This is a genomic window from Peribacillus sp. FSL E2-0218, from assembly GCF_037992945.1.
GTDB lineage: Bacteria > Bacillota > Bacilli > Bacillales > DSM-1321 > Peribacillus > Peribacillus simplex_B.
Map to the genome: position 1 here is coordinate 3,657,413 of NZ_CP150304.1, position 23,994 is coordinate 3,681,406.

Annotated in this window: 23 protein-coding genes; 6 read left to right on the top strand and 17 right to left on the bottom strand. The window is 45.5% G+C overall.

Translation table 11 applies throughout. The features are described from left to right. Positions 1-104: 104 nt before the first annotated feature. From pfkA to dnaE, 6 genes are all read right to left on the bottom strand, one after another. On the bottom strand, positions 105-1,064 hold the full coding sequence (gene pfkA, locus MHI53_RS17595) for a 6-phosphofructokinase (protein WP_061142226.1): 960 nt from the start codon (positions 1,062-1,064) through the stop codon (positions 105-107). Positions 1,065-1,336: 272 nt separating this feature from the next. Continuing rightward, positions 1,337-2,335 carry an acetyl-CoA carboxylase carboxyl transferase subunit alpha gene (gene accA / locus MHI53_RS17600; RefSeq protein WP_061142227.1) on the bottom strand — a complete coding sequence of 333 codons (999 nt, stop codon included), beginning with the start codon at positions 2,333-2,335 and terminating at the stop codon, positions 1,337-1,339. Then, on the bottom strand, positions 2,332-3,195 hold the full coding sequence (accD, locus tag MHI53_RS17605) for an acetyl-CoA carboxylase, carboxyltransferase subunit beta (RefSeq protein WP_340371835.1): 864 nt from the start codon (positions 3,193-3,195) through the stop codon (positions 2,332-2,334). Before accD ends, accA begins: the two co-directional genes overlap by 4 nt. Positions 3,196-3,285: 90 nt before the next feature. Next, a complete protein-coding gene (locus tag MHI53_RS17610; RefSeq protein ID WP_081092399.1) occupies positions 3,286-3,915 on the bottom strand; it encodes a GntR family transcriptional regulator in 630 nt (209 codons plus the stop codon). A 5-nt stretch (positions 3,916-3,920) separates the two neighbouring features. Beyond that, complete coding sequence (locus tag MHI53_RS17615) at positions 3,921-5,162, bottom strand: malic enzyme-like NAD(P)-binding protein (protein WP_061142229.1); 1,242 nt, start codon at positions 5,160-5,162, stop codon at positions 3,921-3,923. A gap of 112 nt (positions 5,163-5,274) precedes the next feature. Beyond that, positions 5,275-8,634 carry a DNA polymerase III subunit alpha gene (gene dnaE, locus MHI53_RS17620; protein WP_311316476.1) on the bottom strand — a complete coding sequence of 1,120 codons (3,360 nt, stop codon included), beginning with the start codon at positions 8,632-8,634 and terminating at the stop codon, positions 5,275-5,277. Between the two features lie 181 nt (positions 8,635-8,815). Here dnaE and MHI53_RS17625 point away from each other — a divergent pair, with 181 nt between their 5' ends. After that, complete coding sequence (locus tag MHI53_RS17625) at positions 8,816-9,151, top strand: YtrH family sporulation protein (protein ID WP_061142230.1); 336 nt, start codon at positions 8,816-8,818, stop codon at positions 9,149-9,151. After that, the gene (ytrI, locus tag MHI53_RS17630) at positions 9,148-9,654 is read left to right on the top strand and encodes a sporulation membrane protein YtrI (RefSeq protein WP_061142231.1); all 507 of its coding nucleotides are present in this window, start codon (positions 9,148-9,150) and stop codon (positions 9,652-9,654) included. The genes MHI53_RS17625 and ytrI overlap by 4 nt, the downstream gene beginning before the upstream one ends. Before the next feature lie 61 nt (positions 9,655-9,715). Here the strand turns inward: ytrI and MHI53_RS17635 are convergent, their stop codons facing one another. Further along, positions 9,716-10,654, bottom strand: a complete 939-nt coding sequence (locus MHI53_RS17635) for a bifunctional oligoribonuclease/PAP phosphatase NrnA (protein WP_340371836.1) — start codon at positions 10,652-10,654, stop codon at positions 9,716-9,718. A gap of 163 nt (positions 10,655-10,817) precedes the next feature. Here MHI53_RS17635 and MHI53_RS17640 point away from each other — a divergent pair, with 163 nt between their 5' ends. Further along, positions 10,818-11,120 (top strand): YtpI family protein, encoded by a 303-nt coding sequence (locus MHI53_RS17640; RefSeq protein ID WP_061142233.1) that lies wholly within the window; start codon positions 10,818-10,820, stop codon positions 11,118-11,120. A gap of 32 nt (positions 11,121-11,152) precedes the next feature. Here MHI53_RS17640 and MHI53_RS17645 read toward each other — a convergent pair whose 3' ends face one another. From MHI53_RS17645 to MHI53_RS17655, 3 genes are all read right to left on the bottom strand, one after another. Continuing rightward, a complete protein-coding gene (locus MHI53_RS17645) occupies positions 11,153-12,472 on the bottom strand; it encodes a DRTGG domain-containing protein (protein WP_061142323.1) in 1,320 nt (439 codons plus the stop codon). A 71-nt stretch (positions 12,473-12,543) separates the two neighbouring features. Then, positions 12,544-12,768 (bottom strand): hypothetical protein, encoded by a 225-nt coding sequence (locus tag MHI53_RS17650; RefSeq protein WP_061142234.1) that lies wholly within the window; start codon positions 12,766-12,768, stop codon positions 12,544-12,546. Positions 12,769-13,227: 459 nt separating this feature from the next. Beyond that, positions 13,228-13,908 (bottom strand): metal-dependent hydrolase, encoded by a 681-nt coding sequence (locus MHI53_RS17655; protein WP_061142235.1) that lies wholly within the window; start codon positions 13,906-13,908, stop codon positions 13,228-13,230. Between the two features lie 119 nt (positions 13,909-14,027). Between MHI53_RS17655 and MHI53_RS17660 the strand changes: the two genes are divergently transcribed. Further along, on the top strand, positions 14,028-15,125 hold the full coding sequence (locus tag MHI53_RS17660) for a Xaa-Pro peptidase family protein (RefSeq protein ID WP_061142236.1): 1,098 nt from the start codon (positions 14,028-14,030) through the stop codon (positions 15,123-15,125). A 78-nt stretch (positions 15,126-15,203) separates the two neighbouring features. On the opposite strand, the gene MHI53_RS17665 is transcribed toward MHI53_RS17660, so the two are convergent. Next, positions 15,204-15,773 carry a hypothetical protein gene (locus tag MHI53_RS17665; protein WP_340371837.1) on the bottom strand — a complete coding sequence of 190 codons (570 nt, stop codon included), beginning with the start codon at positions 15,771-15,773 and terminating at the stop codon, positions 15,204-15,206. 211 nt (positions 15,774-15,984) lie between these two features. Between MHI53_RS17665 and MHI53_RS17670 the strand changes: the two genes are divergently transcribed. After that, positions 15,985-16,437 carry a universal stress protein gene (locus MHI53_RS17670; protein ID WP_061142238.1) on the top strand — a complete coding sequence of 151 codons (453 nt, stop codon included), beginning with the start codon at positions 15,985-15,987 and terminating at the stop codon, positions 16,435-16,437. Between the two features lie 50 nt (positions 16,438-16,487). Here the strand turns inward: MHI53_RS17670 and argH are convergent, their stop codons facing one another. Together argH and MHI53_RS17680 are read right to left on the bottom strand one after the other, a co-directional pair. Then, positions 16,488-17,867, bottom strand: coding sequence for an argininosuccinate lyase (argH, locus tag MHI53_RS17675; RefSeq protein WP_340371838.1), 1,380 nt, complete (start codon positions 17,865-17,867; stop codon positions 16,488-16,490). After that, entirely contained in the window at positions 17,864-19,069 is a 1,206-nt protein-coding gene (locus MHI53_RS17680; protein WP_100533137.1) for an argininosuccinate synthase, read from the bottom strand. The genes argH and MHI53_RS17680 overlap by 4 nt, the downstream gene beginning before the upstream one ends. 214 nt (positions 19,070-19,283) lie before the next feature. Here MHI53_RS17680 and MHI53_RS17685 point away from each other — a divergent pair, with 214 nt between their 5' ends. Continuing rightward, the gene (locus MHI53_RS17685; RefSeq protein WP_340371839.1) at positions 19,284-19,598 is read left to right on the top strand and encodes a hypothetical protein; all 315 of its coding nucleotides are present in this window, start codon (positions 19,284-19,286) and stop codon (positions 19,596-19,598) included. Positions 19,599-19,972: 374 nt separating this feature from the next. Here the strand turns inward: MHI53_RS17685 and MHI53_RS17690 are convergent, their stop codons facing one another. From MHI53_RS17690 to MHI53_RS17705, 4 genes are all read right to left on the bottom strand, one after another. Next, positions 19,973-20,485 (bottom strand): MogA/MoaB family molybdenum cofactor biosynthesis protein, encoded by a 513-nt coding sequence (locus MHI53_RS17690; RefSeq protein ID WP_340373701.1) that lies wholly within the window; start codon positions 20,483-20,485, stop codon positions 19,973-19,975. Beyond that, complete coding sequence (locus tag MHI53_RS17695) at positions 20,485-21,324, bottom strand: EcsC family protein (RefSeq protein WP_340371840.1); 840 nt, start codon at positions 21,322-21,324, stop codon at positions 20,485-20,487. The genes MHI53_RS17690 and MHI53_RS17695 overlap by 1 nt, the downstream gene beginning before the upstream one ends. 218 nt (positions 21,325-21,542) lie before the next feature. Continuing rightward, positions 21,543-22,760 (bottom strand): acetate kinase, encoded by a 1,218-nt coding sequence (locus MHI53_RS17700; protein ID WP_061142243.1) that lies wholly within the window; start codon positions 22,758-22,760, stop codon positions 21,543-21,545. Positions 22,761-22,949: 189 nt separating this feature from the next. Beyond that, positions 22,950-23,936, bottom strand: a complete 987-nt coding sequence (locus MHI53_RS17705) for a class I SAM-dependent methyltransferase (protein ID WP_061142244.1) — start codon at positions 23,934-23,936, stop codon at positions 22,950-22,952. Positions 23,937-23,994: the final 58 nt, after the last annotated feature.

The following is a 23,994-nucleotide window of genomic DNA, read 5'->3' on the forward strand; positions in this document are numbered from 1 at the left end:
GAAAACTCGCCGCCTGTCCAACTTATGGAGACAGGGGCGTAGTGTAATGTGTCTCTACTTTTTTACGGAATTCTTCAATCTGTTCATTGGACGATACTGATTGCCTAGATGGATAGTTCGGACGATAAATCATACATTTTCTTGTCGATTGTATGCTGTTTACCTAGGACATCGATGATACCATGGTCGACAAGTCGATTCTGTTCTATCCCGACAGCCCGGCCCCCTTTGCCCTCCAAAAGCAATTCCACGGCTCTGGCACCGAGTCTGCTTGCCAGGACACGGTCGTTTGCGGAAGGAGATCCGCCCCGCTGAACATGGCCAAGAACCGTCACGCGTGTTTCGACTCCTGCCTTTTCCTCAATTTTCCTGGAAACATCGACAGCACTCCCGACACCTTCCGCAACGATGATGATACTATGTTTTTTGCCGCGTTCATGCCCGCGATTCAACTTCCCGACCAAATCATCCATATCGTAATCATACTCCGGGCAAAGGATCGTTTCCGCCCCTCCGGCCAGTCCGGCCCAAAGTGCGATATCCCCAGCATTTCTTCCCATTACTTCAACGACATAAGTGCGTTCATGAGAAGTCGCCGTATCACGGATTTTATCGATGGCATCAATGACGGTATTCAGAGCCGTATCGAAGCCGATCGTAAAGTCTGTCCCAGGTATGTCATTATCAATCGTTCCTGGAACCCCTATACAAGGAAAGCCCCTTTCAGTCAATGCCTTGGCTCCCATGTAAGAACCATCGCCGCCTATTACGACAAGGCCCTCGATCCCAAATTTATTCAATTGTTCTATTCCCTTTAGCTGGCCCTCCTCTGTCTTGAAATCGAGACAGCGAGCTGTATGTAGCATCGTACCCCCGCGATGGATGATATCACCGACAGATCCAAGTTCAAGCTGCCTTATATCCCCATTAATCAGCCCCTGATAGCCATGATAAATCCCAAAGACCTCCATTTCATGAAAAATGGCTTTCCGGACAACCGCTCGGACTGCCGCATTCATGCCTGGAGAATCTCCTCCGCTTGTCAATACACCTATTCTTTTCATAAATGTCACCTCTCTACAACACTAATCAAATTTAAGCCCTTATATACCATTGTACCCTTTTTCAAGCTTCAATAAGCAGTAACTATTTCAACTTATGGTCACTTGATGTTATTAGACTAACCGATTCTGTTCAGAAATTGAAGTAATATGGCGCAAATCTTTACATTCTTCATACAATCATAGCTTTAGGGTTGGCCACCGACGTACCACTCCGTTGGAAAGGCTGAAAAAACGTGTTGCCCCAGGCAGCACGTTTTTTCCTTTACAGATGTTTATGAATGCTGTTTTACGTCCTCAGGTTTCCCCTCAGATTGTTTTGCGAATTCATATTCACCGATTTTCTTGAATTTCATGTAACGTTGGTTGATGAGATCTTCACTTTTCAATGGGAGGAGCTCATTAAATGAACGTTTCAAGGTTTCCTTTATGGCTTCTGCCTGAACATTTGCATTCCGGTGGGCGCCGCCTTTTACTTCCGGGATGATTTCATCGATGACCCCTAAGCGATTCAGGTCAGGAGCCGTAATCTGCATCGATTCAGCAGCTCTTTTAGCCTGGGAAGCATCCTTCCATAATAACGCAGCAGCCCCTTCAGGAGAAATGACCGAGTATGTTGAATTCTCAAGCATGAAAATCCGATCTCCAACTCCAAGTGCCAAGGCACCGCCACTTCCGCCTTCGCCGATGACGATGCTGATGACCGGCACCTTCAGCCCGGCCATTTCAAAAAGGTTTTTAGCAATGGCTTCGCTTTGACCGCGTTCTTCTGCAGCCTTCCCAGGGAATGCTCCCTTCGTGTCGATGAAGCAAATGATCGGCCGATTGAATTTTTCCGCCTGTTTCATCAAGCGCAGCGCTTTTCGATAGCCCTCTGGATGGGGCATGCCAAAGTTACGACGGATATTCTCCTTCGTATCCTTGCCGCGCTGATGACCGATGACGGTCACGGACCGCCCATCGAACTGGGCGATGCCAGCGACAATCGCCTCATCGTCCCCATAATAACGGTCACCATGAAACTCGATGAAGTCATTGAATAATAACGGGATGTAATCAAGCGTTGTCGGGCGGGCCGGATGACGGGCAATCTGCACTCGATCCCACGGTTTTAAATGATCATAAATATCCGCTTCCAGCTTTTCCAAACGTTTTTCCAGGGTTTCGATCTCAACCGTAAGATCCACGTCAGCATTTTTCGTAAGTGCCTTCAGCTCTTTAATTTTATTTCTCAGTTCCGTAACGGGACGCTCGAACTCTAATTCATATATCATGACCATTCACCACCCGGGGCATGGATTTTTAGGATCGTCGTCAAGGTTTCTTTCAATTCAGTACGCTTAACGACCGCATCCAATTGGCCGTGCTTCATCAGAAACTCGGCCGTTTGGAAGTCTTCTGGAAGTTCTTCATGGATCGTCTGTTCAATGATCCTGCGCCCGGCAAAACCGATCAAGGCACCCGGTTCAGCTAGGTTAATATCACCAAGTGAAGCGAAGCTTGCCGAAACACCGCCCGTAGTTGGGTGGGTCATCATCGATACGATCAAGCCGCCTTCATTGCTGAACATCTTGAGGGCAGCGCTTGTCTTGGCCATCTGCATCAAGCTCAGTACGCCTTCCTGCATCCGGGCGCCGCCAGATGCTGTAAATATGATGAACGGGATCTTCAATTCACCTGCGCGTTCGATGGCACGGGTAATTTTTTCGCCAACGACCGACCCCATGCTTCCCATCCGGAAATTGGAATCCATGATGGCTGTCGACACTTGGTACCCATTGATGGTCCCCACTCCTGTAACGACCGCCTCGTTAATTTTGGCCTTCTTTTTATCCTTCTCCAATTTGTCCAAGTAATCCGGGAATCCAAGCGGATTGACGGATATCATTTCTTTATCGAATTCCTTGAAACTGCCGGCATCAAATAAACATTCGATTCGTTCATGTGAAGACATCGAATGATGGAACCCGCAGTGGAGGCAGACTTTCTTGTTTTTCAATAATTCTTTTGTATACATGATTTTTTTACAGCCGGGGCATTTAGTCATAATTCCTTCTGGTACATCTTGTTTCTCCCGATCTAAAGGAACCGTTGCATATTTCTTCTTAGACTTCGCAAATAGCTCTTTAAGCAAGCTTAATCCTCCCTTTACCACCAATTATCTGTTTTATGATACTTGGTACAAACTATATCAGAAATGAAATCAGTATCGTGTAAAAAGGTGTCACTCGTCCTTCGACATATTTCTGATTCTAATAAGATACGTTTCGATAGCTTTTTCTTCATCCCGTTCGAGCAAATATGTAAGAAGTGACAGATAATCTTCTTTTTCCACATTACCCAGCACCATCTCTGATGTTCTAGCATAGCTGTTGACAATGCGCCAGATTCTTTCCAGTAATCGGTTTCGGTTCAATATCGCAATTCTTAAGAAGAAGTCGTCATCACGGAACTCCTCCGCTTTGACCCAGCTCACCAGCCGCTTGATTTCTTCGGCCGTTGTGAAGAAAGCGACGATCCTCAAACAGTCGATTTCAATCAACCGTTTCGTCTCAGCCAAATCTTCTTGTACCTTTTTGTCTTGCAAAAAAAAGGTTCCCAGAAGCTCGACTAGCTTATGCTCCTGGAAATCCCTGATAAACGTCCCTTCACCACGCCTCGTCTCTATCAATCCTAATAGCTCCAAGGCACGCAATGCCTCACGGACTGAGGAACGGCCGACATTCAAACGATCCGACAGCTCCCTTTCCGAGGGGATTTTATCCCCTGGCAAGAGGCTGTCCGCTTCAATCATTCTACGAAGGCTCTCAACGACATCGAGATAAATTTTGGATGAAGAAGTACGATCCTTCAAATTAATTATTCCTCACTTTTTCCAATGATCGCTAATTTCCTTGTTTTTTCTTTAATTTCCTCAGGATCGACATGAATTCTGGCCACTCCCGTTTCCATTGCTGCCTTCGCAACAGCAGAGGCAACGGCAGGAGCCACCCTCTCATCAAAAGGAGCAGGAATCACATAATCTTCATTCAGCTCATGTTCTTGTATTAAACCGGCAATAGCCTTTACAGCCGCCACCTTCATCTTTTCATTGATATGTGTCGCACGTACATCCAATGCTCCGCGGAAAATCCCCGGGAATGCAAGAACGTTATTAACCTGATTCGGGAAATCCGAACGACCCGTACCTACCACTCTTGCACCTGCAGCTTTCGCATCTTCAGGCATGATTTCCGGATCCGGATTGGCCATCGCAAAGATGATCGCATCCCGGTTCATCGTTGAAACCATTTCTTTAGTCAATGCACCTGCGGCAGAAACGCCGATAAACACATCAGCGTCATGGATGACCGCTTCCAAAGGTCCTGAAACCTTATTTCGATTGGTCACTTTGGCCACTTGTTCCTTGATATCATTCATGCCTGTCGAACGGCCCTCATAAATGGCACCTTTCGTATCACACATGATGATGTCACGAACGCCATAGCTATAAAGCAATTTAATGATGGCGATGCCGGCAGCTCCAGCCCCATTCGCCACCACTTTTATTTCTGATATCGATTTATTGACAAGACGTAATGCATTTACAAGACCGGCAACAGTTACAATCGCTGTACCGTGCTGATCATCATGAAAAACAGGGATGTTCATTTCTTTCTTGAGCCGTTCTTCGATTTCAAAGCAATTCGGTGCAGCGATGTCCTCTAGATTGACTCCTCCGAATGTTGGCTCGAGTAATTTAACGGTCTCTACAATTTTATCCACATCCGTCGTTTTTAAACAAATTGGAAAAGAGTCCACTCCCGCAAAGCTTTTAAATAAAACGGCTTTACCTTCCATGACTGGTAAAGCGGCCTCCGGACCTATGTTCCCAAGCCCCAGCACAGCCGTCCCATCGGAAATCACTGCGACGGTATTCCCTTTCATCGTGTAATCATAAACGGTTTCCGGCTTATCGTAAATTTCTTTACAAGGTTCTGCAACGCCAGGAGAGTAAGCGAGGCTTAAATCCACTGCATTCCTAACAGGCACTTTCGAAACTGTTTCTAATTTCCCTTGATTCAAGCGATGCATATGTAAAGCTTCTTCTCTTAATGACATATTTTCACTCCTAAAACGAATTGGGCAACCCGGATATTATATGCTGAAATCTAGTGGTCAGACCACAGCGGCCTGTTTTCAATATAACATATCTATTAAAGTTGTAAAACAGTTATTCTTTCTTGTAAACCACATTCCCTTTTCCGACCATGTCAATTAATGCCTGCAACAAACTGTCGGTAGGATTGACCCAATCCCAATAAGATAGCTGTACATAGCGGTTTTCCCTTTCGTAAAAAAGCATGACCTTCGTTTCGCCGCCGTGCTGCAGTAAAATTTTTTTTATTTTTTGCAGCGTGTCATTCGTTTGCTTGTCAGCTTCCACCTTCAGGAAGATCGTTCCATTTTTTTCTTCCTTCATTTGCTTCACTTTTTCGAGCGGGTATACACTTTTGATCAGAAGCTGGTTTTTTCCATCACGCTCTTCCAGCGTTCCTTGCAGCATGATGACTTGTCCGTGGCTCAATTCCGCAGAATGGAGTTTATACACATTCGGGAAAGCGACCGCTTCGATATCCCCCTCTTCATCACTTACGCTCAAAAATGCCATCACATCGCCCTTTTTCGTCCTTATCGTTTTTACCGATGTAATATAGGCGCCAAGCAAGATTTTCGATTCCTTCTTATTGGTCGCTTCATCTATGCTCAAACAGCCGAAGTATTGGAAAAGCTCCCTGTAGCCGGTCACGGGATGATTCGATAGGTAAAGTCCCAATGCGTTTTTTTCCAATGCCAGTTTGTCTTCGATCGGGATGGGGTCGACATGATTGTACTTAGGCTTGAGGGAAAATTCGCCATCCGAAAACATATCGAATAGATCATCGTCCGGATTGACCAATTCAGTATGGCTTATCGCGACGTCCAGGCTTGCCAGCAATGTAGCCCGGTCTTCCCCGAATTCATCGAATGCACCTGAATTCACAAGGGCCTCGAGCACCTTTCTATTGACGATCTTACCCGATACTCGCAAACAGAAGTCGAATAAATCCTCGAATTTCTTTTGCCGTCTTGCCGCAAAGATTTCCTTCAAGACGGTACCGCCTATCCCTTTAATGGCTCCTAGGCTAAAACGGATTCCTTCCTTTTCCGGTATGAACGGATAGCCGCTCCGGTTAATTGAAGGAGCAAGGACGGCAATCCCTTTCTTTTTTGCCTCTCGGATATATTGGGCGACCTTTTCATCATTCCCGATTACCGATGTCATGAGAGCTGCCATGAAATATTCAGGGTAGTGGGTTTTCAAGTATCCCAGCTGATAGGCAATGACACTGTATGCGACCGCATGGCTGCGGTTGAATCCATAATTGGCGAACCGCACGATCAAGGAGTATATCTCATCCGCGGTTTTTTCGGAATATCCTTGCTGCAAGGCCCCGCTGACAAAATGCTGACGCTCCTCATCCAGCACATCTTTTTTCTTCTTGGAAACGGCCCTCCTGAGCAGGTCTGCTTCCCCAAGTGAAAAACCGGCCAAGCGTGAGGCAATTTGCATGATTTGTTCTTGATAGACAATGACTCCATATGTAGGCTCCAGTATATCCCGCAAATCCTCGTGCAAGTAATCGATGGGCGCCAAACCATGCTTTCGCTCGATGAACAATGGAATGTTTTCCATCGGACCTGGACGGTAGAGGGCATTGACCGCGACGATATCCTCGAATCGGTTCGGCTTCAGCTTGACCAAAACCTTCCTGATGCCATCCGATTCGAATTGAAACACTCCGGTTGTTTCGCCTCTCCCTAATAACGCCAGGGTTTCGGGATCATCCATGGGGATTTGGGAAAGGTCGAGCTTTCTCCCGGTTCCTTTTTGGATATTTTTTATAATATTATCGATGAGCGTCAAGTTGCGGAGTCCCAGGAAGTCCATTTTAAGGAGACCAAGCTCTTCAAGAAGGTCCATCGGATACTGCGTCAGATGGATGCCCTCATGCCCTCCGGAAATCGGGATATGCTCGGTCAGAGCCTGGTCGCTGATGACGATACCTGCAGCATGAGTCGAAGTGTGGCGAGGCAATCCTTCAAGCAATAGCGCCGTTTGAAAAAGCTTTTGATTCAGATTGCTCTCATTAACGAAATCGCGCAGCCGCTTCGATTCCTTGAAAGCCTCAGGCAGCGTTATGCCAAGGCGGTTTGGAATCATTTTCGAGACCGCTTCCTGTTCCTTGGAATTCAATCCGAAAACGCGTCCCGTGTCCCTCAATGCGGCTTTGGCCGCCAATGTACCGAACGTAATGATTTGAGCTACATGATATTCGCCGTATTTCTTGGCGACATAGGCAATCACCTCTTCACGGCGGTTATCCGGGAAATCAATATCGATATCGGGCATCGAGACCCTTTCCGGATTCAGGAAACGCTCGAACAGCAAGGAATGCTCGATTGGATCGACATCCGTTATCGACAGCACGTAAGCGACCATCGAACCTGCGGCAGATCCCCTTCCAGGTCCGGTCAGGATTTGCTGATCCTTAGCAAATTTCATGAAGTCCCACACGATTAAAAAGTAATCGCTGAATTTCATCTTAGTAATGACATCCAATTCATATCGCAGTCGCTCTTCATATTGAATGGGCGGCTCCGGCAGCCTCTTCTTCAACCCATCGAAACAAACGGCTTCGAGCATTTCCTCTGCCGTCATCCCGGCTTCGGTAGGATACTTAGGCAGCAGGGACCGGTGAAACGGAATGTCCAGGTTGCATTGCCCGGCAATAACGAGCGTATTTTCGAGTGCATCCGGCCTGTCATGAAATAACTCCGCCATCTGTTTCCGGCTCTTCAAATAATATTGCTTGGATTCAAGCACCGTGTGCGCTTCATCAGCGAGCTTGTCCCCATTTCCGATCGCCAGCAACACTTCTTGGGCAAGTGCATCGCTTTCGTTCAAATAATAGACTGGATTCGTCGCTACGACCTTTATCCCTAACTCTTTCGCAAGCAGACTTATGGCTTCGTTTCCTTCCTCTTCATTTGCAATCGACAATCTCTGTATCGATGCATAAAAGTTATCCGCCCCAAAAATCTGCTGAAACTTCCTGGCTGCCTGTTGGGCTTCTTCCGGCCTTTCTTCCTTTAGCAGCGTTTCTATTTCCCCTCCGGCCCCCGGCGTGATCGCAATCAATCCCTTGGAGTAGCCTTTAAGCCAATTCATCGGGATGCCCGAAGGTGATTTCGTTTTTATGGCACTGCTTATCTTAAGCAGGTTCTGGTATCCTTGTAGATTTTTTGCTAATAACAGAAGTCCATGCGCCGCTTCCCATTCATCCAGGACATCCGCTAGAATCCCGATGATCGGCTTTATTCCCTGTCTCTTGCATTCTTTATAAAAATAGACTGAACCGTACATGACATTTCGATCGGTCAAGGCAAGACTTGTACAGCCATCCGCTTTCGCTTTGGCCACAAGTTCCGTAATCTTCACCGTGCTTGTCAGCAGGCTGTATCCGCTCTGAATATGGAGATGAGTATACACGTTTTTTTCTCCCACCTTTGTAAGGCATGTTTCTTTCATTATAGTGTTTATTTCAAAAAAAGAAAATATGTTCTCATTTCCAATCCCATTTCGCACCGTATTTCCACAGGCTATCATATTCCCCCTGCACTCCCCATATAATTGGAATAGAAGAATATCAAGCCAAAAAGGATGATGATACATGAATGAAGCCTTTGTTCCTGCCTTTCTTAACAGCTTTTTCATATCGCTTGGCGTTCTGCTTGGCGGCTCGATAATCGGAGGCCTCGCCGCTTTTTTTACGGGACAGGCCCCGATGACAGCTGTTTTCCGATTATCGGACAGCCTGCGGATTTGGGCCATCGTCGCGGCGATCGGAGGTACTTTTGATATGGTCTATAATTTTGAGCGCGGCATTTTTCACGGGGAAACGAAGGATATCGTCAAACAGGTTCTATTGATTCTGTCTGCGCTTGGCGGTGCACAGACAGGAGCACTGATCATTAACTGGTTCACGCAGGAGCATATCTCCCCATGAGGATCCCCCCTTATCATCGGGCACCCACCTGGCAGCGTTTTTTTGCCGGGGCTGCCCTTGGCGGATTGCTCAGCTGGGTGATGTTCTTTTATATGCACGGGGTCCAGCAGGAGAAGCAGATCCGGACCCTTCACGAGCAGCGGGAAGAAATCAAGGATTTGAACGGAAAAATCGCCATTTGGGAGCAAGATTATAAAAAATTGAATCAGCAAAACGAAGAAATTTTAACGATTCAGGAAGTGGAAGTGAAGATTACGAACGGTACGGATTATAGCCTCGATCATCTGAGTGTTGCGGAAGCGGAGGATTTAATAGAGGACGATCTATCCTCGCTGCTTGCCAAGGATGTCGTGAGTGTATATAACGGAAAGATGTTATTGAAAAAATCCATCGAGAATAAAATCATGACCATCAATAAAAAGCGGTATCATCTTCAAGTTTCCGAAATCATGTTTTATACGAAAATGAATATCGAGATCAAACTCAAAAGGACTACTTCTTGACTGGCGTCTAAAACATAAAGGCAAAGGCCAAATCCCATTCGATTTGGCCTTTGCCTTTTTTTCATTCCGCTTTATTCAATGCTTCCATATCGGCAAGGATCATATCGACCTCATCCCAGGAATGGATCGAAGCCCCGGCAGCGAGCGGATGGCCGCCACCGTTGTATTTCCGGGCGATCGTATTGATGATCGGTCCTTTGGAACGGAAACGGACTCTGATCTCTTGATCTTCTTCAATGAAAAACACCCATGATTTCACATTTTTGATCGAGCCGAGCGCGGATACGAGCTGTGAAGCCTCCGATGCCGAAGCATCGAATTTTTCAAGGATATCTTTCGTGATGATCATTTTCCCCGTCCCATATGGCAGGATTTCAAAATGCTGCAGCACATAACCATTCAAGCGGACGATGCTTTCCTTGACATCGTACATCTCCTGATATAACTGCGGGCGGGAAAACGAATAGGTGATCAATTCACCGGCATGGTCAAATGTCTTTTCTGTCGTGCTCTGGAACAGGAAGCGTCCTGTATCGCCAACGATGCCTGCATAAAGAAGGCGTGCCGCTTCGTCAACCATCTTCAACCCTTGATCTTTGCCGAACAGGTAAAAATCATAAATCATTTCACATGTGGAACTTGCTGTTGTATCAACCCACAGCATATCTCCATATGGATCTTCATTAGGATGATGATCGATCTTGATCAGCTTATCCCCCGTTTTATACCGTGCATCACAAATCCGGTCCGTATTTGCTGTATCGCATACGATCACCAAAGCCCCTTGATACGTTTCATCCGAAATCACATCAAGCCTTCTTAAATAATTCAATGACGGTTCTTCCTTACCGACAGTGAATATCCGTTTTTCAGGGAAAGATGCTTTCAGGATTTCCGCCAGTCCCCCTTGTGAACCATAGGCATCCGGGTCCGGACGGACATGACGATGGAGAATGATCGTATCATAACGCTTTATTTCTGCCAAAATCTCAGCTTTCATATAAATCTCCCTCCAACATATGTATTAGTAGTTTAAGTTGATATATTTCATTTAATCAAATATTTGGAGAAATAGGAAGACTCATCTTGTTTCCTGTGGCATTCCAACGAATTTCCCGCTACAATAAAAAGGTACATATGTTAAATTGGGGGAATTTCAAACGATGCCTATCCTTGTCACCTTGATCGTGCTTTCACTGGGAATCTATCTGTTTTATAAAATCAAATCGGTACGCACCAAAATGCCGATGGAGAAAAAGTGGATCTCCGGAAAGTCTTCCATTGCCCTAGGGGCGTTTGTCGCCCTTTTTGGGATCAACCAGCTTTTTCTGTTCCACACGACCACCACTTATATCATTGCCGCCGTTTTCATCTCAGTCGGCCTGTTCAGCATTTTTGGAGGCTATAAAATGTATAAATATTACCTGCCATATGCGATTGAAGAAGCCGCAAATCAAAAAGGATAATCGACCTTCGATTATCCTTTTTGATTCATTTTTCAAGATCTGTCCAGCAATTGGCACGTTAACATGGCCTTCCCGACAAGTTTACCTTGGTTAAACACCTCGACATCCACTTTTCCGAATTTACGCCCTACGTCAAGAACACGTGGGCGAATTTCAAGCGTACTGTCGATTTGGACTGGCTTGATGAAATAAATCGTCATATTCTCCACAACCAAGTCACCTCGCTTGTAGCTTCTCAGTGCCCGGTTCGCTGAATCCGTAACCAATGTCGTGAACACCCCGCTCGAAATCGTCCCAAGGTAATTGGTCATTTGCGGAGTGACGCCATAGTTATACACTTCCTCACCTTTCCCCCGGTTCGAAGTCATCACAAGCTGACTCGTAATCGTATCATCGATCGTCTCGCCAACCTGCGGCTGCCTTTGGCTCATTTGCAGCGCCTTCAGCACATCCTGCCTGCTCACGATTCCTTTGAGGATATGACTGTCATTCACGACCGGAATCAATTCGATCCCTTCCCAAACCATCATATGCGCAGAAGAGGCCACACTCGTTTTATCACCGACGGTCAACGGATTTTTCGTCATCACCTTTTCGATGAGTGTCAACTCCTCCTGACCGATGATATCTTTTGAAGTGACCATTCCTTGGACCTTCATATTGTCATCAACAACAGGGAAACGGCTATGACCTGACTCCTGATTGAGTTCGTGCCATGTCTGAACCCTGTCACCGATCGTCAAAAAAGTCGTCTCCTGAACCGGTGTCAAGATATCCTCCACAAGCAAGATTTCCTTTTTGATCAACTGGTCATAAATCGCCCGGTTGATCATCGTGGCGACAGTGAAGGTATCATAGCTCGTGGAAATGACGGGCATTTCCAATTCATCAGCTAACCTTTTAACCGGCTCTTCCGTATCGAAGCCTCCGGTAATGAGCACCGCCGCTCCCGCTTTTAGCGCATGCTCATGGGCCTGTGTACGGTTTCCGACGATCAACAGATTTCCTGCGCCTGTATATCTCATCATCGCATCCAGCTTCATTGCCCCAATGACGAATTTATTCAAGGTTTTATGAAGTCCCGTTTTGCCGCCCAGAACTTGTCCGTCCACAATATTAACCACTTCGGCAAAAGTGAGCTTTTCAATATTCTCTTTTTTCTTTTTCTCGATACGAATCGTGCCTACCCGCTCAATCGAGCTCACAAAGCCCTGATTCTCCGCCTCTTTAATGGCCCGATACGCCGTTCCTTCACTAACATTCAATGCTTTCGCAATTTGGCGGACGGAAATCTTCTCGCCAACTGGAAGCCCATCGATATGCTTTAATATTTGTTCATGCTTTGTAGCCAAGCGCTTCACCCTTTTCACGGTATTCCTATTCCCCATTATAAGGTCAAAGAGCCCAGTTTATCAAACAACTACTAATATTGGCGCAGCCTTTTGTATTCCACCTCCCGTTTCCGCTTGTGCTTTTTAGGCGAATATAGAATGCCCGTCAAGTTCCCGGCCACAGCCAGCAATGCGAACAACAGCCAAGATCCGGCAAACAAGCCCTCCAGCCCGCCGCTTTCCAACGACAACCGCGGCACCGCATAATAGAGCATCACTCCGCATAAAAGCAAACACAACAATAACCTCTGCTTCATCCAATCCCCCCCTTTTTTGCCATCTATTCATTTTATGCCTGCGAAGGAAAAAAAGACTGACCTGCATGAACGAGATTTACTTGTCTATATGTCCATATGGCGATCTTCCTTTAAATTGAAGAGAGCAATAAATAGTTGATCTAACAGAGTGGACTGGAACGATCTAAGGTACCGTTACACGCGAGTTTGGCCTTTGCCTCGAATGTGAGGACGTTTCTCATGAAAATCATGCTTATTGCACCCAATTGATGCCGTTTCTCGTGAAATTCTTGCGTTACTCGCAAATTCATTGACTTTACTCGCGAGTTTAGGCTTCCCGGACCGCCCGCGGAAAGCTAAGCGCCTGCAGTGGAATGGTACATTCTGAATACTGATTCCCCAAACCCTGGCATAACTAAAAAAATGCAGACAAACTCAAATCATGCTCAAGTTTGTCTGCATTATGTACCGTTCCATTCTTTATAATTCTATTTCATCTCCGGGTTCCATGATGAATCCATTTCCCTCTTCAAGCAGGTCAAGGAATCGGTTGGGATCCTGCTTGATGACAGGGAACGTATTGTAATGGATCGGCACGACTTGCTTGGCTTGAAGGAATTTCGCTGCCAGCGCCGCATCTTCCGGACCCATGGTGTAATTGTCGCCGATCGGCAAAAAGGCCAGGTCAATCGGATGACGTTCCCCGATCAATTTCATATCGGAATATACCGATGTATCTCCGGCATGATAGATCGTTTTTCCTTCTATCGTCAGTAACACACCTGCTGGCATGCCTAAATAGATGATCTGTCCATCTTCTGCATTGAAGCCCGTACCATGAAAGGCTGGTGTCAGCTTCACTTTTCCAAATTCGAACTCAAAAGCTCCGCCAATGCTCATTCCATGAGTCCTGACACCTTGTGCACCAAAGTAACCGGCAAGCTCTGCAATGCCAATGACGAGTGCATCATGTTTCTTCGCCAATTCAACCGTATCCCCTACGTGGTCATTATGTCCATGCGTCAGGATGATCACATCCGGTTTGACATCGTCAACCTTCAAATCGGTTAGTGCATTTCCGTTGATGAACGGGTCGAATAATATCGTTTTACCATTCGTTTCGACTTTTACAACTGCATGTCCATGAAAAGATACTTTCATTTATGATGCTCCCTTCCATACCCAATAATTTTGTTTCAATAGATTTCTTGGGACTTTCCCATTTACTATGCTTTTAAATATTGCTAAGGTAATTATATCTTATTAATGGAGGTATCGTCATGAATGAACGTTTGACAGAATTACAAAATTGGCTTCAGACCAATGAGGTGGAAGCCGCTTTTCTTACATCCACCGAGAGCATCTTCTATTTAAGCGGATTTTTTAGTGATCCCCATGAGAGACTGCTTGCACTTGCCATTTTTGCAGATGCCGACCCATTCCTCGTCTGTCCGCAAATGGAGGTGCCCGATGCGAAACAAGCTGGATGGGCTGGGGATATCATCGGATATACCGATATTGAAAACCCATGGGAAAAAGTGAAGCAAGCCGTGACGGACCGCGGACTGACCATCCATAAAATGGCGATTGAAAAAGAACATATGAATGTGGAACGCTACGAGCACATCCAGCATCACTTCAAAGCACCAAAGCTCGTTCCGGCAGAAGAAAAACTGCAAAAGATGCGAATGATCAAGTCGGATGATGAAATGGTCAAAATCCGGGAAGCCTGCCGACTGGCCGACTTCGCGATTGAAGTGGGTGTCAGCGAAATCCATGAAGGTAAAACGGAAATGGAAATCCTTGCAGCGATCGAATACGAATTGAAAAAGGCCGGGGTCAGCCAAATGTCATTCTCCACGATGGTACTGACGGGTAAAAATGGTGCCTCGCCTCATGGTACACCTGGAAATACGAAGGTTCAGCGCGGGGACCTTGTTCTCTTCGACTTAGGTGTCGTTCATGAGGGATACTGCTCCGACATCACCAGGACCGTCGCTTACGGTGACGTCAATGATAAACAGGCAGAGATATATGAAACGGTCCGCATGGCTCAGGAAGCTGCCGTAGCAGCCAGTAAGCCAGGCGTTGCCTGCTCGGCGGTTGACTTGATAGCCAGAAACATCATCCGCGAAAAAGGATATGGCGATTTCTTCCCGCACAGACTTGGCCACGGACTTGGGATCAGCGTCCATGAATACCCGTCCTTGACCGAAACGAATTCACTCGAGCTTCAATCCGGTATGGTTTATACGATCGAACCGGGTATCTATGTTCCAAATGTTGCTGGCGTCAGGATCGAGGATGATCTTTTGATAACCGAAACAGGCTGTGAAGTCCTGACCAAATATCCGAAGAGCTTGCAAATCATCAAGTGATGGGGTGACCAACCCCAGGAACCCCCAATCTCAGTCGAGATGGGGGTTTTGCTTTTCATTCACGATCCAATTTCATGACTAATCGGTCCATACTTCATGCTTAACGACCTTATCACTGTCGTCATACCAAAGGAGCAGCCACTCACTATCTATACTTATGAAGCCCCTTTCGGCTCCAAGATAATAAACGATCGCATCTTCCGCTGAAAAATATTCGGTATCTGTCGGCGGACCTAAAAGAGCGATCACTTCTTTTTCCGTCTTTCCGATGAGCCGACGTTCCTTCAATAAATCATCGACCATATCGGTTCTTTCTTCATGATCCTTCAGCCACCTTTCAGTGCTGAAACGGGATTTAGATTCGTTCACTCCCAAAAGGACCAGACAAGCAAGCAAAAGAAGAAAGCCGACACTTGTTATGATTCTGAATATCGTTTTCCTCTCTTTGTTTTCATGTCTATCGGTATATTTCGAGGATATCCCCTGAACCACTAGCAAAACTGCAAATGGAAGAAGCAAGGCAGCCACGCTTGCGGCACTGATAGAAACCCTTGCGATATTAATGTATAGGATCGCAATGAAATAGATTAGCATAAACACGAGTACATATAAATAAAAGGCCAGATTCACCATTCTTGAAAGTCTCAAGGAAAAAACACCCCTCCCGCTCATCAGATTACCATAAATAAACAAATAGCGTAAAGACATAAAAGATATAAGGAATCAATCTCTTTTATTGTGTCTGATTACGGTTTCTTCGCTCATTGGCTAAAACATTCGCTAATTTGTTATAATTGAAATAATATCCAACAGGAAAACCATAGTATAATAGGAATGAAATAGAAGGAGGAGATTCACTATGAATAGTATAGATTATAAAAATATTCTCGTAGCGGTGGATGGTTCGGAAGAAGCGGAGTGGGCATTAAAAAAGGCCATCTATTTGGCGAAACTCAGTGACGCCACGCTTGTGCTGACACACATCGTTGATACAAGGAATTTCCCTACAATCGAAGCTTATGATATGACCCTCCGTGAACGTTCTGATGCCTTTGCCAATGAGCTATTGGAAAAGTACAAAATGGAAGCAGTGGCATCCGGAATCGTACACGTCCAAACTGAAGTGGCATATGGGTCACCAAAGGTACAAATCCCGAAAGATTTAGCGAAAAAACATTCAATTGATTTAATCGTTTGCGGTGCAACTGGCCTTAATGCCGTCGAACGCTTCCTGATCGGCAGCGTATCGGAGGGCATCGTTCGCCATTCCAGCTGCGATGTAATCGTCGTGCGTACGAATACTGATAAATAATCAGCAAAAAAGCTCGTTCACATTTCCAGTGAATGAGCTTTTTTTTGCTGTTATTTCCTTACCAGCTTCTCTGCTTTTTCAATGGCAAGCTGCACTTGGGCAAAACCAGTACCGCCCGCACTATTACGGCGTTTGACAGCTTCATAAGGATTTAAGGCCTCGTATATATCATGGTCGAACAGCTCGGATGCTTCCTGGAATTGCCCGATGCTTAGGTCGACCAGATAACAGCCCTTCTGCACACACTGCAATACCAGTTTCCCGACAACCTCATGCGCCTTGCGGAAGGGCATTCCCTTTGCAGCTAGATAGTCAGCCAATTCCGTCGCATTCGAGAAATCATTCCTTGTCGCTTTCTCCATGATGTCCTTTTTCACGTTCATGGTTGAAATCATGCCGGCAAAAATCTTGAGTGAACCTACAATGGTTTTAACCGTATCGAAAACGCCTTCTTTATCTTCTTGCATATCCTTGTTATACGCAAGCGGGAGTCCTTTCAAAACGGTCAATAACCCTGTTAAATTCCCATAAACACGTCCGGTTTTCCCACGGATCAATTCAGCCATATCCGGGTTCTTCTTCTGCGGCATGATGCTGCTTCCCGTTGAAAAAGCATCGTCCAATTCAACGAATTGAAATTCCTGGCTTGACCAAAGGATGATTTCTTCACTGAAACGCGATAAATGCATCATCATCGTCGCACTGTTGCTCATGAACTCAATGGCAAAGTCACGATCGCTTACCGCATCAAGGCTATTTTCATATATTCCATCGAACCCCAAGAGCTCTGCACTGAGGGCACGGTCAATCGGGAATGTCGTCCCGGCCAATGCGCCAGCTCCCAATGGTGACATGTTGATTCTTTTGTAGCTTTCGGAAAAACGCTCTTTATCACGCTCAAGCATCCAAAAATAGGCCATTAAATGGTGGGCAAATGAAATGGGCTGTGCCCGTTGCAAATGAGTATACCCTGGAATGAGTGTTTCGACATTTTCCTTTGCCTGTCCCAAAATCGCTACCTGGAGATCATTGATGAGTTGAAGAATCACATCCGTTTGATTCCGCATATATAAATGAAGATCTGTGGCAACCTGGTCATTACGGCTTCTGCCAGTATGGAGCTTACCGCCCACTGGACCGATTTCACTTATCAGCATGCTTTCCAGGTTAAGATGGATATCCTCCATCTCAACCTTAAAAGTCAATTCTCCCTTTGCCGCTTTTTCCTGTAAGGTTTTCAGCCCGGCAATAATCTGATCTGCATCTTCTTCAGGCAGGATGCCGCATTGCTTTAGCATCGTGACATGAGCTAGGCTTCCTTGAATGTCTTCGAGGACAAGTTCCTGATCAAAGGAAATGGAAGCTCCGAATTCGTCTACCCATTCCTCTGCAGATTTCGTGAATCTTCCTCCCCAAAGCTTGCTGCTCACACCGTCACCTTCTTTTTATTGACCATGCTGTTCACTTTCGTTGGAAGTCCCCATAGCTTAATGAATCCAACTGCTGCATCATGATCGAATTCATCCGCCTTTGTATAAGTGGCCAATTTCTCATCATAGAGGGAGTATTCCGATTTTCTGCCTTCAACGATCGCGTGTCCTTTGAATAGTTTCACACGAACCGTTCCGGTTACGTTCACTTGTGTTTCTTTCAAGAAAGCGGCCAATGCTTTTTGAAGGGGCGAGAACCAAAGTCCTTCATAAATCAATTCCGTCATTTTCTTTTCGATCACAGGTTTGAAGTGAGCCAGCTCTTTTACAAGCGTAATGTCCTCAAGCTCTTTATGGGCAGCAATCAATGTCATCGCACCAGGCGCTTCATAGACTTCACGGGACTTGATTCCTACTAATCTATTTTCCACATGGTCGATACGACCGACTCCATGTTTGCCGGCGATTTCATTCAGCTCAACGATCAAGTCTGCCAATTTATAATGTTTGTTATTCATCGTGACCGGCACACCTTGTTCAAATCCAATTTCAATGATGTCAGCCGTATCCGGCGTGTTTTCAAGGCTTGCAGTCAGATCATAAGCCTCTTCCGGAGGAGCTGCCCATGGATCCTCCAGGATTCCGCATTCGTTGCTTCTTCCCCAAAGGTTTTGATCGATCGAAAATGGGCTTGCCAAGCCGATCGGTACCGGAATTCCATTTTTCGCTGCATATTCGATTTCTTCTTCACGAGACCATTTCCAGTCACGGACAGGTGCAAGAACTTCTAAATTAGGATTCAAAGCTGAAATGGAGACTTCGAAACGCACTTGGTCATTTCCTTTTCCCGTACAACCGTGCGCAACAGCCACTGCATTTTCCGCTTCGGCCACTTCCACTAATTTCTTCGCGATAAGCGGACGTGATAGAGCTGACACCAATGGATATTTCCCTTCATACAAAGTGTGTGCCTGAAGGGCCGTTAAAGCGAATTCATCCGCAAATTCATCTTTTGCATCAATCACATATGAACTGACGGCACCAACCGTAATCGCTTTTTCCTTAATGAAGTCGAGGTCTTTGCCTTCACCGACATCCAAGCAGCATGCCACCACTTCATATCCTTGATCTTGTAACCATTTAATTGCAACGGAAGTATCCAAACCTCCGGAATATGCTAAAACAACTTTTTGATTTGCCATTTTCATCGTCCCTTTCGTGTGAATAAAAATTCATACATTGTTATTTTTATTCATTCTATGATTAGTACTTTATCATTTTTATAAAAGGAATACAAGGGGTATTTTGAAGATTTAGCTAAAAATTCCGTTCCAATTATCAAGCCCCTCATACATTGGATGCATCCGGTGGAATATAGTAAACTAAGAGTATGAAAAACTTAAAAGTGGAGGGAATATGAAAGAGTTATTTACTTATGATGAACGGCTCGGCATCGACATTCCTGATTTGAACCTGGAATGGGATGAATATACGAAAGGCGAGCAGCAGCAAATACTCGTGCATTGGGAAAATATCCGGGGGAGCATCCCTGACCGGATCAAGGAACTGGAAACAACCATTAACCGGAAGCAGAACCAGCTCTCCGATGAGAGTGATTTCGCCTCATCCTGCCAACTCAATTCCGAAATTGCCGACCTGGCATCCATCATCAATGACTTATGGCTTTGGTACCGTGCCAATCAAGGCGTTAGTGAGAAGATGCATAATTAGGGGCTTATCTATGCAAAAAAGGTCACAGGATAATGAAGTACCCTACAGGATAGACACTTTAAAAAAAGTCCATCCTGTAGGGTACTTTTGTTTTTATAATAAGAAAACACTCTTTGGATCGAACTTATAAAATAGTACAGACAACTCACTTCCGACATGCATCCATACGAAGATAGAATTCCGTTTGCCCACAGATATGGAGGATTTTGCACTTAGAACGTTCCACTCCACTTCAGGCGCGATGTGAAAAGCTAGGAAAGGGAAGTGAAATCTAAAAAAGATGCCGCCTGCAAAGTACAGACCGCATCTCCTTCAAGTTTCCTAGTTTTTGTTAAAGCTCCCTATACAAAGGGGATAGATTTCATAGGAAACTTTTATAAATCTTTCCTGAGTTCCCCGACGACATGCCCCAATTCCGGAAGAATCAATTTATTCATCGCAAGCCGCACCGCACCTGATGAGCCAGGTGTCGAAAAAACCGCTTTATCGTGCACGATTCCGGCAACGGCCCTCGATAATAGCGCTGCCGACCCGATGTCCTCCTGATAGCTGAGCATACGGAAAAGCTCGCCGAAACCGGGAATTTCCTTGGACATCAATTCTTTGACCGCCTCGATCGTTACATCCCTTTTGGCGATTCCCGTGCCGCCGTTCGTCAAGATGACGTCGACCTTGCCGCTTCGACATGCGGCTGTAACCGCTTCTTGTATCACATCTTTTTCATCTTTTACAATTTCGTATTTTGTCACTTCATGCCCATTCGCTTTCAATAATTCCATCATCAGTGCGCCGCTTTTATCCGTTTCTTTATTCCGCGTATCGCTAACGGTTATCACCATGCAGCGAATGGCCTCTTTAATCGCTTTTTTATGAGTATTGACGCTCATCATCCATCAGCCTTCTTCTCCAGTAAATAACGATATTGATAAAACTTCTGAGCAAATTCACTGACACTCCGGGTCATTTGGTAATTCGCTCCTGCCCCGATGGCGATGCTGATGAACGGAATGCCCCGAACCAGTTTTTGACGGAAAACCGTGATCGATAACGCCTTCAACAGCTGCTTTAATGGCTGTTCCATCCAAGTGGGATTTGTCAGCTCTTCAATTCCCAAGTAAAAATAATCATCTTCTGCAGTTTGGATTTCATGGATCAATTCTTCCCATGCTATTCCCTGGAGTCTCTTTGGCATCGCCCCTGCATTGAATACCTTAAGTGCGACCATCATTTCGAAGGGAGTATTCACCTCGAAGCCATAGGACATGGCGATCAGCTGCACAGTCCGGATATTGATGACCGTCATCGCCGGCAGATCACTCCCTAGTAAAAGCATGCCTCCTGATCCACTTATCCCCCCTTGTGCAAAGGAGTATAAACGATGCTTGGCAATATGCTGGTTCGCTATGTAATTCAACTGGTCAATCGATAAGAGATTCATGTCACCAAGCGTATCGATTTCCTCATTGAAAACGCGTGCCGATGCCAGAATCCGCTCCCTTGCATCTATTTGAATTTGTGAGCTCTGTACCATGGCATGCAAATGAAAAAGCCATGTATCAAGCTTATCAAAAAACTGTTGCTGAACGGTTTCAGGCAGCAGTGAAAACCCCTGCTCCAGCCATTTATCATACAATGCAGCAAGATCCGTCGGCTCATATTGATAAAGATTTTCTTGCCATTCATTAATTTCATTCCAAACTTTCATTTCCCGATTGGTGAATTCCATGCATCAAGCCTCCTATGTACTAAAATTGGTGGATTCTCCCTTAAGTATACCATATACGACGGTTTTTCAAGAATGGGAGGATGGTTCGTCCCGCCTTTTACGGGGGTGGTGCAGGGGGAAAACAAGGGGGTGAATATATGAATATATTTATGGTTCATCAGAAAGAAAATAAAGATTCCCTTACCGGAAAGAATGGCAAGGGAACCTCTTATCAGAAATCAGGAAGGCATGTTTTCGGCTTTGCCGTTTAAAGCAACCTTCATCGTATCCCTGACGATCATGATTTCTTCATTGGTCGGGATGACCATCACTTTCACTGGTGAATACGGTGAATTGATGAACGCTTCCTTACCTGAAGAGGTACGATTAAGGTCTCTATCCCAGTAAACACCCATGAATTCAAGCCCCTCCAAAATCCGTGCTCTAATGGCCTGACTGTTTTCACCGATGCCGGCTGTGAAAATGATGCCATCCACTCCACCCATTTTTGCTGAATAGGAACCGATATATTTGTGAATCCTGCCTGCAAACACTTCAAGGGCCAGTTTGGCTCTTTCATTGCCTTTGTCCGCTTCGACTTGGATATCGCGCAGGTCGCTGGAAAAACCGGAAAGGGCCAGCATGCCGCTTTGCTGATTCAAGACATCCAGCACTTCATCAGCTGTCTTACCTGTTTTTTCCATAATATACGGAATCAGCGCAGGGTCGATATTACCTGAACGTGTCCCCATTGTCACACCTGCCAATGGTGTGAAGCCCATCGATGTATCCATCGACTTGCCGCCTTTTATGGCCGTAATGCTGGCACCGTTCCCTAGATGGCAGGATATCAAGCGAAGCTGTTCGAGCGGGCGGCCGATCATTTTTGCGGCCCGTTGGGAAACATATTTATGGGAAGTCCCATGGAACCCGTACTTCCTTATTCCATAGTCTTCATAATATTCAAAGGGTAAGCTATACATATATGAACTTGCAGGCATCGTCTGATGGAAGGCCGTATCGAATACCGCAACAGCAGGAACATCGCCTAATATTTGCCTGAAGGCTTTGATTCCCGTGCTATTGGCAGGGTTATGGAGTGGTGCCAACTCTGATAGCCGATCGATTTCCTTGATTACTTCCTCGGTGATCAGGACCGAATCACTGAACACCTCACCGCCATGCACCACACGATGTCCAACGCCATCTATTTCTTCAAAGGAGTCAATGATGCGGTGGTGGATCAGCTTTTCCAGCAATATCCCTACCGCCACTTCATGATTGGGTATATCGATCGTTTCGGAAACATTTTCGCCATCGACACTCAAAGTAAAAGTGGAGTTTTTCAAGCCAATCCTTTCCACGAGACCTTTTGTAATGACTTGTTCATCAGGCATCTCAAAAAGCTGAAATTTCAATGAAGAGCTGCCTGCATTTATTGCAATGATTTTTGACATCCTTCCTGCTCCTTTACTCTAAGCTAGTCTACATTTTCTTATGGTTCCCTAAAAAGAAAAATGCAGTATATAGTACAATCTTATCATGGCAGGTGCATACTACCAAATAAAAAGGGGAGGTAAAAAATAACCAACGTAGGATATACAAAAAAAATGAAAGCCAATGCGAAATGCATCAGCTTTCATTTATTATTTTTCCGATTTGAACCAATCATCCATCTGCTGCATGACAGAACTTGTCGCTTCGAAATCCGAAAGCTTCGGAAGTTGTACGAGCAATGCCTTCTTCGGCGCTTCGATACCTTCTTTTTTCTTTTGAAGGATCAGGATGCTTTTCGCTGCCGCTTCATTTTTAAACATGGAAAGAGGCAGTTGCACCATTCCTTGGATATGGGTATGTTTTTTCAGGAAGTCATTGAGTTTCGGCGCTTCTTCCGACACGAACAAGTTATTCGGGACGATGAAGAAAAGATGTCCCCCATCCTTCACATGTTTAACGCTCTGCTCGATAAACAAATGGTGGGCATATGAATGTCCCTCTCCCGCCTTCAATTCATAATCGGACGCCCGTATATCATTCGGGTAGTAACCAATCGGCAAATCGCTGACGACGACATCGGAAGGATCGATGAAAAGCGGTTCCAAGCTGTCCTGATTGAAGAATTCAAGCGGGTGTTCTTGCAGGTTGGCACCTGCGTACGCTAGCTTGATCAACGTTTCGTCAATCTCGACGCCATATGAAGCGATGTTTTTATCAGGCAATTGATTCAAGATCGCAAATAACAAATTCCCTGTTCCAACGGCGGGGTCAAGCATGATCAGCTCTTTTTGATCCTTGGTGAATTTACCGACTAAATAACTGACGAACATGCCGACTGCATCAGGGGTCATTTGATGATTCGGTTGCACGCTCTGTTGCATGCCCTTTAATATAGCAAGCTGATACGCTTTACGAATGGCTTCCTTTTCATATTGTTCAGGTGAAAAGTCGGCATAATGCTTCATTAACCTTTTCTTCGATACTTCACTCAATTCCTCCTGCAGGACTTTCCCTTGGAAGAAATTCTCGCCCGTTTCACCTAGGGCATCAAGATACGTACATGATAATTCACCTTGCAATATCTGGGCTGTTTCATTGAATTCATTAAATAATTGTTCGACTGGGGTAGACTTCACTTGTTAATTCCTCCTGTTTGCTTCTGTCCCTATTTTAAAGGTAAGAACAAAGAGATAC

Excerpts from the sequence above, each read along its gene's own strand:
- MHI53_RS17625 (WP_061142230.1), top strand. The coding sequence starts at position 8,816 with ATGAATGAAGCCTTTGTTCCTGCCTTTCTTAACAGCTTTTTCATATCG.
- MHI53_RS17615 (WP_061142229.1), bottom strand. The coding sequence starts at position 5,162 with ATGTCATTAAGAGAAGAAGCTTTACATATGCATCGCTTGAATCAAGGG.
- accA (WP_061142227.1), bottom strand. The coding sequence starts at position 2,335 with ATGATATATGAATTAGAGTTCGAGCGTCCCGTTACGGAACTGAGAAAT.
- MHI53_RS17640 (WP_061142233.1), top strand. The coding sequence starts at position 10,818 with ATGCCTATCCTTGTCACCTTGATCGTGCTTTCACTGGGAATCTATCTG.
- MHI53_RS17690 (WP_340373701.1), bottom strand. The coding sequence starts at position 20,485 with ATGAGCGTCAATACTCATAAAAAAGCGATTAAAGAGGCCATTCGCTGC.
- MHI53_RS17680 (WP_100533137.1), bottom strand. The coding sequence starts at position 19,069 with ATGGCAAATCAAAAAGTTGTTTTAGCATATTCCGGAGGTTTGGATACT.
- ytrI (WP_061142231.1), top strand. The coding sequence starts at position 9,148 with ATGAGGATCCCCCCTTATCATCGGGCACCCACCTGGCAGCGTTTTTTT.
- MHI53_RS17655 (WP_061142235.1), bottom strand. The coding sequence starts at position 13,908 with ATGAAAGTATCTTTTCATGGACATGCAGTTGTAAAAGTCGAAACGAAT.
- MHI53_RS17650 (WP_061142234.1), bottom strand. The coding sequence starts at position 12,768 with ATGAAGCAGAGGTTATTGTTGTGTTTGCTTTTATGCGGAGTGATGCTC.
- MHI53_RS17695 (WP_340371840.1), bottom strand. The coding sequence starts at position 21,324 with ATGGAATTCACCAATCGGGAAATGAAAGTTTGGAATGAAATTAATGAA.
- MHI53_RS17685 (WP_340371839.1), top strand. The coding sequence starts at position 19,284 with ATGAAAGAGTTATTTACTTATGATGAACGGCTCGGCATCGACATTCCT.
- MHI53_RS17660 (WP_061142236.1), top strand. The coding sequence starts at position 14,028 with ATGAATGAACGTTTGACAGAATTACAAAATTGGCTTCAGACCAATGAG.
- pfkA (WP_061142226.1), bottom strand. The coding sequence starts at position 1,064 with ATGAAAAGAATAGGTGTATTGACAAGCGGAGGAGATTCTCCAGGCATG.
- MHI53_RS17700 (WP_061142243.1), bottom strand. The coding sequence starts at position 22,760 with ATGTCAAAAATCATTGCAATAAATGCAGGCAGCTCTTCATTGAAATTT.
- MHI53_RS17635 (WP_340371836.1), bottom strand. The coding sequence starts at position 10,654 with ATGAAAGCTGAGATTTTGGCAGAAATAAAGCGTTATGATACGATCATT.
- MHI53_RS17670 (WP_061142238.1), top strand. The coding sequence starts at position 15,985 with ATGAATAGTATAGATTATAAAAATATTCTCGTAGCGGTGGATGGTTCG.